We start from the raw sequence: 7,542 nt of genomic DNA on the forward strand, positions 1-7,542 counted from the left end.
AGAGCCACGATGCCGAGATCCCTTCCCTGGTCCGCAAGCCGCAGGTCAGCGCAGCTGCGGTCAGCGTTCCGGCGGGCCCCGCACCGGCGGTCGGCGCTCCGGCGCTCCGCCTGGCCGGCCGCCGCCCTGGCCGCGGTCTCCCTGGCCGCCGCCTGTTCCGGCCCTCCCAAGGACGGGCCCGCTGCCGGGAGCGCCGCGTTCAAGCTGTCCGCGGGTACTCCGGCCGCCACCGGTGAACTGGACTCCTTCACCTGGGCGCTGTACGCGGAGCCGCCCACCCTGGACTACGTCTCCGCCTTCGACTACCCGCAGAACACCATCGTCTCCAACGTCTGCGAGAGCCTGATGCGGTGGACCCCGCAGCTCACCGTGGCTCCGGGCCTGGCGGAGAAGGCCACCAACCCCGACCCGACGACCTGGGTCTACGACCTCCGCCCGGGTGTGCGCTTCCACGACGGCGGCGAACTGAGCGCCGACGACGTGGTCTTCAGCCTCGGCCGGCAGCTCGACCCCGACGGCGGATCGGCCTGGAACAGCAACTTCGCCAACGTCGAGTCGATCACCAAGTCCGGCCCGCTCCAGGTCACGGTCAAGCTGAAGCAGCCCGATGCGCAGTTCCCGCAGTACATGGCGACCGCCGCCGGCGTCGTGGCCTCGAAGGCCGGTGTGCAGAAGGCGGGCAAGGACTACGGCACCTCGGGCAGCCTGGACTGCACCGGCCCCTTCAAGCTGGGGACCTGGAACAAGGGCCAGTCGATCGAGCTCCAGCGCTTCGACGGCTACTGGGGCGCCAGGGCGAAGTCGGCGAAGGTGGTGTTCAGCTTCCTCACCGACCCCTCCGCCCGCACCAACGCCCTGCTGGGCGGCGAGGCCGACGGCGGGTACCTGATCCCCACGGAGAGCTACGACCGGCTGAGCAGGAGCGGGGTGGGCACGCTCTACTTCGGCGAGGGACTCAGCACGGTCAACGTCAACGTCACCAGCATGAAGGGAGCGCTCGGCGACGTACGGGTCCGCCGGGCGCTGTCCATGGCGCTGGACCGCCGCGGATTCGTCAAGGCGGGCCTGGGCGGCGCGGGCACCGCCACCAACTCGCTGACCACCAGGGCCGTCTGGGCGGCGGCCCCCGAAGAGGTCCGCAGGACCGCCTTCGACGGGCTCCCGTCGCCCGAGCAGAACATCGAGGAGGCCAAGGCACTCGTCAAGGAGGCGGGCGCCACCGGCAAGACGGTCACCATCGCCACCAGCGCGATCGGCCAGGATGTATCGCTGCTGGCCACCGCGGTCCAGGCCGCCGGAAGCAGGATCGGGCTGGACGTCCGGCTCAAGACCATCGCCCCGAACGCGTTCACGGCGCTGTTCACCGACCCCCAGGCCCGCGAAGGCCTGGACATGTTCCCCGAGACGTACTACGACTCCATCACCGACCCGATGGACCTGCTGAGCAACTTCCAGACCGGGGCCTTCCAGAACTACGCCGGCTACAGCGACCCCGCCTACGACGAGCTCGTCACCAAGGCCCGGGCGGAGTACGACCCGGCCCGGCGGATGGCGGCGGCCGCCCGGCTCCAGAAGAAGGCCGCCGAAGAGGTCCTGTGGATCCCCGTGGCCGAGTGGCCCACGGCCGTCTTCCTGAACAAGCGGATCACCGGCGCTCCCACCACCATCTCCTACCTGTACCACCCGTGGGCCGCCGACGTCGGGGCGGCCGGGCGATGAGCTTCCTGAGATTCGCCGTACGGCGGCTGGCCGAGATGGCGGCCACCCTGCTCGGAGCCTCGTTCGTCATCTTCGGCGCGATGTACCTGGCGCCCGGCAATCCGGCGAGCTTCCTGCTCGCCGGGCGGTCGGCCTCCCCGGAGGCACTGCGGGCGATCAACGTGCAGTACCACCTGGACGAGCCGTTCGCGGTGCAGTACCTGCGCTGGCTCGGCCAGGTGCTGCACGGCGACTTCGGGCGCTCGATCACGTACCGCACCGACGTGTCCCGGCTGCTGGCGGACCGCCTGCCCAGCACCCTGCTGCTGATCTCGATGGCGCTCGTACTGGTCCTCGCCGCCGGTCTGCTCCTCGGCTGGATCGGCGCGGTCCGCGGCGGCGCCGCCGACTCGACGATCCTCGTCACGACCACCTTCGCCATCGGCACCCCGTCGTTCGTGGCCGCGGTCCTGCTCCAGGGGCTGTTCGCGGTGAAACTGCATTGGTTCCCCACCGGGGGCACCGGCGAGGGCCTCGGCCCGATGCTGTGGCATCTGACGCTGCCCGCCGTCGCGCTGGCGCTCTACCTGATCGGCATGCTCGCCCGCGTCACCCGGGCCGCGATGCTCGAAGTCCTCGGTCAGGAGCACGTCACCGTCGCCCGCAGCCGCGGGGTCGCCGCCCACCTGGTCATCCGGCGGCACGTGTTCCGTAACGCGCTGGGCACGATGCTCACCACCGGCGGGCTGATCGTCTCCACCCTGCTGGTCACCACCGTCCTGGTGGAGTCCGCGTTCAGCGTGGGCGGCATCGGCCAGCTGCTCGAACTGTCCACCACCACCAAGGACTTCCCCACCGTGCAGGCCATCTCCCTCATCATGGTCGCGCTGTTCATGGCGGTGAACCTCGTCGTCGACCTGCTCCATCCGCTGGTCGACCCCCGGGTCACCCTCGGCCCCGGGAAGCAGGCCGCATGAGCGCCACCCTGCTGCGCCGGCCCGGCCTCGCCCGGATCCGGACCTCCCGCGCACCCCTGTCCGCGCTCTGCCTGGGCTTCGTCGCCCTGGTCGTCCTCGTCGCGCTGCTCGCCCCCTGGATCGCCCCGTACGACCCGAACGCCGTCGACCTGGGCAACGCCCTGGCCGGGCCGTCCGCCGAGCACCTCCTCGGGGTCGACGCCTCCGGGCGCGACACGCTCTCCCGGCTGGTGCTGGGCGCCCGTACCTCCCTGCTCGGCCCGCTCGGCGTGGTCGTGTTCTCCACCCTGGCCGGCGTCGCCATCGGCACCGCCGCCGCCTGGCGGGGCGGCTGGCTGGACTCCGTGCTGTCCCGCAGCACCGAGCTGGTCTTCGCCTTCCCCGGCATGCTGCTGGCCATCCTGATCGTCTCGGTCTACGGGGAGGGGCTGCTCGCCCCGGTCATCGCCCTGGCCATCGCGTACCTGCCGTACGTGAGCCGGCTCACCCGCTCCCTCGTCCTGGCCGAACGGACCCACCCGTACGTGGAGGCGTACCGGGTGCAGGGCCATTCCGGGCTGCAGATCTGCCTGCGCCATGTCGTCCCCGGGGTCGCCCCCGTCGTCCTCGCCCAGTCCACGGTCAACTTCGGCTACGCCCTGATCGACCTGGCCGGCCTCTCCTTCCTCGGCCTGGGCGTACCCGCCCTGACGCCCGACTGGGGCCGCATGGTCTTCGACGGCAAGACCGCCATCCAGTCCGGCTACCCGCTCTCGGCGATCGTGCCGTGCGCGGCCATCGTGCTGACCGTGGTCGCCTTCAACGTCGTCGGCGAACGCCGGGCCGACCAGGTCGCCGGGAGGGACCGTTGAACACCCTCGACATCCAGGCGCTGCGGTTGCAGCTGCCCCACACCGCCAGGCCCGTCCTCGACGGCGTCGACCTCACCGTCGCCGCCCGGGAGACCGTGGCCCTCGTCGGCGAATCCGGCTCGGGCAAGACGCTCACCTCGCGCAGCGTGCTCGGCCTGCTGCCGGCGGGCGCCGCCGCGCAGGGGTCGGTGCGCGTCGTCGGCGACGACGTCCTGACGATGACGGCCGGGCAGCTGCGGGTCCTGCGTACGAGCACGGCGGCCATGATCTTCCAGGATCCGCGGGCCGCCATCAACCCGATGCGCCGCGTCGGCGACTTCCTCACCGAGAGCCTGCGCCTGAACGCCCGGATGGCCAGGGACGCCGCCGAGGCGCGGGCGGTGCAGATGCTGGAGGCCGTCGGCCTCACGGGCGCGGCGCTGCGGAAGTATCCGGGGCAGCTCTCCGGCGGCATGCTCCAACGGGTCATGATCGCGGCTGCGCTCATGGGCGACCCCGCGCTGATCCTCGCCGACGAACCGACGACGGCCCTGGACGTCACGACGCAGGCGGAGGTGGTGGCACTCCTCGGCGAGCTGCGCGAGCGCTTCGGCACCGGCCTGCTCTTCGTCACCCACGACCTCGGACTCGCCGCCGCCATCAGCGACCGCGTGTACGTGATGTACGCGGGGCGGATCGTCGAAACGGGGCCCGCCGAGGAGTTGTTCGCCCGGCCGCGCCATCCGTACACGGTCGCGCTCCTCGACTCGACCCCGCGCCCGGACGCGCCGCGGGGCCGGCTCGCCGCCATCGAGGGCCGGCCGCCGAGCCTGCGCGAGGAGTTGGCGGGGTGCCCCTTCGCCGCGCGCTGTGCGTACGCGACCGACCTCTGCGGGCGGCAGGCGCCCGCCCTCCAGCCGCCCGCGGGGGCCCCGGGCCCGGCCGCCCACCTCGCCTCGTGCCATCACGGCGACCGGGTCGCGGCAGTGCGCCGGCCCCAGTCCCAGTCCCCCGCCTGAAAGGAATGCCACCCATGAGCAAGACCGTCCTGGAGGCCGTCGGCCTGCACCGGGCGTACGGGCAGGTCCGGGCCGTGGACGACGTCTCGTTCCGGCTGGCCGAGGGCGGGTCGCTCGGCATCGTCGGCGAATCGGGCTCGGGCAAGACGACCACCGCCCGCATCGTCGTGGGCCTCGAGCACGCGGACGCCGGCCGGATCCTGGTCCACGGCCGGGACCGGGGCGATCGCGTGCGCGGGAGGGCGCAGCGCCTGGCACGGGCACGGGAGGTGCAGATGGTCTTCCAGGACCCGTTCCTGTCACTCGATCCGCGCACCGCCGTCGGCGCGGCGCTGCGGGAGACCCTTGCCCTGCACTTCCCGGACACCGATCACGGCCGGCGCATCACCGAGCTGCTCGACCAGGTGGGGCTGGGGGCCCGGGAGGCCGACGCCCTGCCCCGGCAGCTGTCGGGCGGGCAGCGCCAGCGCGTGGCGATCGCCCGGGCGCTGGCGGTGCAGCCGGCCGTGCTCGTGCTCGACGAGGCGGTGGCCGCGCTGGACGTGTCCGTACAGGCGCAGATCCTGAACCTGCTCGCCGACATCCGCGAACAGACGGGCATCGGCTACCTGTTCATCACGCACGACCTCGGCGTGGTGCGGTGCGTCACCGACGAGGTCCTCGTCATGCGGCACGGCCGGATCGTCGAAGCGGGGCCGACCGCGCAGGTCCTCGCCGAACCCCGGCATCCCTACACCCGGCTGCTGCTGGAGTCCGTGCCCCGGCCGGGCTGGGACCCGCGGGGCATCGCGGCTGCCCGCCGCGCCCTCTGAGGGGGGCGGGCGCGGCTCAGGGGCGTACGGCCGCCGTGGCGAGGCCGGTGACGAGGACGCGTACGGTCACCTCGGGATCGACCGGGGAGTCCAGGGACTGGAGGGCCGCGAGCCCGTCCGCGGCGGCCGCGAGCGCCGTGCCCGGCGGGGCGGGGTCGAAGGCGCCGTCGTGCTCGTCCGCCAGCACCTGGAAGAGCCGGACGAAGCACTCCCGCCAGCGCCGGTACTCGGCGTCCACCGCGACCCGGACCCGGTCGTCGTTCAACGCGAACCAGTGGAGGGCTGAGTGCAGGCGTGAGAGGTCGGGACCCTCGGGCTGGGTCAGCAGTCCGATCACGCGCTCGGCACGCTCGGAGAAGGAGCCGGGGCCGTCGACGGCGGCTTCCATCGGGCCGATCCATTCGGGCCCGATGTCCCGGGCGACGGCCACGATCAGGTCGGTCCTGTCCTGGAAGTGGTAGTGGCACATCCCGTGCGAGATCCCGCAGAGCGCGGCGACGTTGCGGGTGCTGAAGCGGGCGAAGCCCTCGCCGGCCAGCAGCGTACGGGCGGCGGCGATCAGCCGGGCGCGGGTCTGTTCGCCCTTCGCCGAGGTGCGGGAGGTGCGGGCGGTGCGGGCCGGAGGGGGCTGCCGTCCGTCCGCGGCTTGTGCTGCCAGGTCTGCTGCCACGGCGCCACTCTAACGACCCGGTGTCCGCAGCGCCGGAGAAGAGGATCAAGTGGTTCCAACTCCTTTTTGTTTCAAGGAGGTTGGCATTCCCAGATTATTGACCGAGCGCTCGGTCAGTAATACGTTCCGGGCCAGTCGGTGGAGCGATCCACCCCTGGCTGATCGGAGAACAGTGATGAACGATCACGCTGCACCCAAGGCCCCGGCCGGCAGGACGCCGCGCCGGACCCTGGACAGGCGGGGCTTCCTGGCCGCGGCAGGCCTCACGGCCGTCGGCGCCGCACTGGCGGCGGCGGGCGGCGAGGCCTTCGCGGCCGGCCGGCCCTCGGCGAGGACGGCGGCCGCCGGCGGCTTCGCCGTGCCGCTCGACACCGTCAGGCACACCCGTACGTGGATGGCGTGGCCGGACAGCTCGGCGATCTGGGGCCGCCAACTGGCGGGCGTCCAGGCCAACATCGCGCTCATCGCGAAGACCGTCGCCAAGTACGAGCCGGTCGTCATGTGCGCCAACCCGGCGAGCGTCTCGAAGGCGAGGAGCGCCTGCGGATCGGCCGTCACCGTGATCGGGTCGATTCCCGTCGACGACTGCTGGATGCGCGACAGCGGCCCGGTGTTCCGCACGAACGGCGCGGGCGGACTCGACGCGGTCGGCCTGAACTTCAACGGCTGGGGCAATCAGCAGACCCACGCCAAGGACGCCCTGGTCGCCGGGCGGATCGCGGCCTACTCCGGGGTCCCGTTCACCACCGCCGCCTTCGTGGGCGAGGGCGGCGCGGTGGAGACGGACGGCGCGGGCACCCTCATGGCCACCCGCAGCAGCATCATCAACCCGGACCGCAACCCCGGCCTGACGCAGTCACAGATCGAGACGGCGATGTGCGCCGCCTTCGGCGCATCCAAGGTGATCTGGTTCAAGGGGGTGCTCGGCCGGGACATCACCGACGACCACGTCGACGCAACGTCCCGCTTCCCGGCCCCGGGCCAGGGGCTGGTCCAGATGCCGCTCGCGGGCGACACCGACCCCTGGTCGAACGACGCGCGCCAGCAGTACCAGATCCTGTCCACCTCCACCGGAGCCCAGGGCAACCCCATCTCGGTCACCAGGCTCCAGGGCCCCGACTACAACCTGATCCGCTCGACCGCCCCCGACTTCGTGGCCGCGTACGCCAACTACTACGTGTGCAACGGCGCCGTCATCGCACCCCAGTTCGGCGACACCCGCGCCGACGCCGGAGCCAAGGCGACCCTCCAGCGGCTCTTCCCCGGCCGGACGGTCGAGCAGCTCGACATCGACAACCTGGGGGCGGGCGGCGGCGGGATCCACTGCGTCACCCAGCAGCAGCCCGCCCCGTAACGACGGACGCACACGGCGGTCGGGCGTGACCACGACGACGACGGCACCGGGGGGGGGGGCCCCCGGGGGGGGGGGGGCCCCCCGGGGGGGGGGGGGGGGTGGGCCCCCCCCCCCCCCCCCAAAAAAACCCCCCCAGTGGCCAAGTGTTTTTCCCGGGGGGCCGGGGGGACCCGGAAAATAGC

7 protein-coding genes are annotated in these 7,542 nt (G+C 72.6%); 6 read left to right on the forward strand and 1 reads right to left on the reverse strand.

The features are described from left to right. Positions 1-9: 9 nt before the first annotated feature. The 5 genes from ACFYXK_RS30390 to ACFYXK_RS30410 are packed head-to-tail and all read left to right on the forward strand — an operon-like array spanning position 10 to position 5,336. Positions 10-1,719, forward strand: coding sequence for an ABC transporter substrate-binding protein (locus tag ACFYXK_RS30390; RefSeq protein ID WP_389414043.1), 1,710 nt, complete (start codon positions 10-12; stop codon positions 1,717-1,719). Continuing rightward, entirely contained in the window at positions 1,716-2,675 is a 960-nt protein-coding gene (locus ACFYXK_RS30395) for an ABC transporter permease (RefSeq protein WP_389414044.1), read from the forward strand. The genes ACFYXK_RS30390 and ACFYXK_RS30395 overlap by 4 nt, the downstream gene beginning before the upstream one ends. Then, a complete protein-coding gene (locus ACFYXK_RS30400; RefSeq protein ID WP_389414045.1) occupies positions 2,672-3,526 on the forward strand; it encodes an ABC transporter permease in 855 nt (284 codons plus the stop codon). The genes ACFYXK_RS30395 and ACFYXK_RS30400 overlap by 4 nt, the downstream gene beginning before the upstream one ends. Beyond that, positions 3,523-4,524, forward strand: coding sequence for an ABC transporter ATP-binding protein (locus tag ACFYXK_RS30405; protein ID WP_389414046.1), 1,002 nt, complete (start codon positions 3,523-3,525; stop codon positions 4,522-4,524). The genes ACFYXK_RS30400 and ACFYXK_RS30405 overlap by 4 nt, the downstream gene beginning before the upstream one ends. Before the next feature lie 14 nt (positions 4,525-4,538). Further along, complete coding sequence (locus ACFYXK_RS30410; RefSeq protein WP_389414047.1) at positions 4,539-5,336, forward strand: ABC transporter ATP-binding protein; 798 nt, start codon at positions 4,539-4,541, stop codon at positions 5,334-5,336. Positions 5,337-5,352: 16 nt separating this feature from the next. On the opposite strand, the gene ACFYXK_RS30415 is transcribed toward ACFYXK_RS30410, so the two are convergent. After that, the gene (locus tag ACFYXK_RS30415; protein WP_389414048.1) at positions 5,353-6,006 is read right to left on the reverse strand and encodes a TetR/AcrR family transcriptional regulator; all 654 of its coding nucleotides are present in this window, start codon (positions 6,004-6,006) and stop codon (positions 5,353-5,355) included. A gap of 175 nt (positions 6,007-6,181) precedes the next feature. Here ACFYXK_RS30415 and ACFYXK_RS30420 point away from each other — a divergent pair, with 175 nt between their 5' ends. After that, on the forward strand, positions 6,182-7,360 hold the full coding sequence (locus tag ACFYXK_RS30420) for an agmatine/peptidylarginine deiminase (RefSeq protein WP_389414049.1): 1,179 nt from the start codon (positions 6,182-6,184) through the stop codon (positions 7,358-7,360). Positions 7,361-7,542: the final 182 nt, after the last annotated feature.

The sequence above is a fragment of the Streptomyces sp. NPDC002209 genome, assembly GCF_042890265.1.
Lineage (GTDB): Bacteria > Actinomycetota > Actinomycetes > Streptomycetales > Streptomycetaceae > Streptomyces.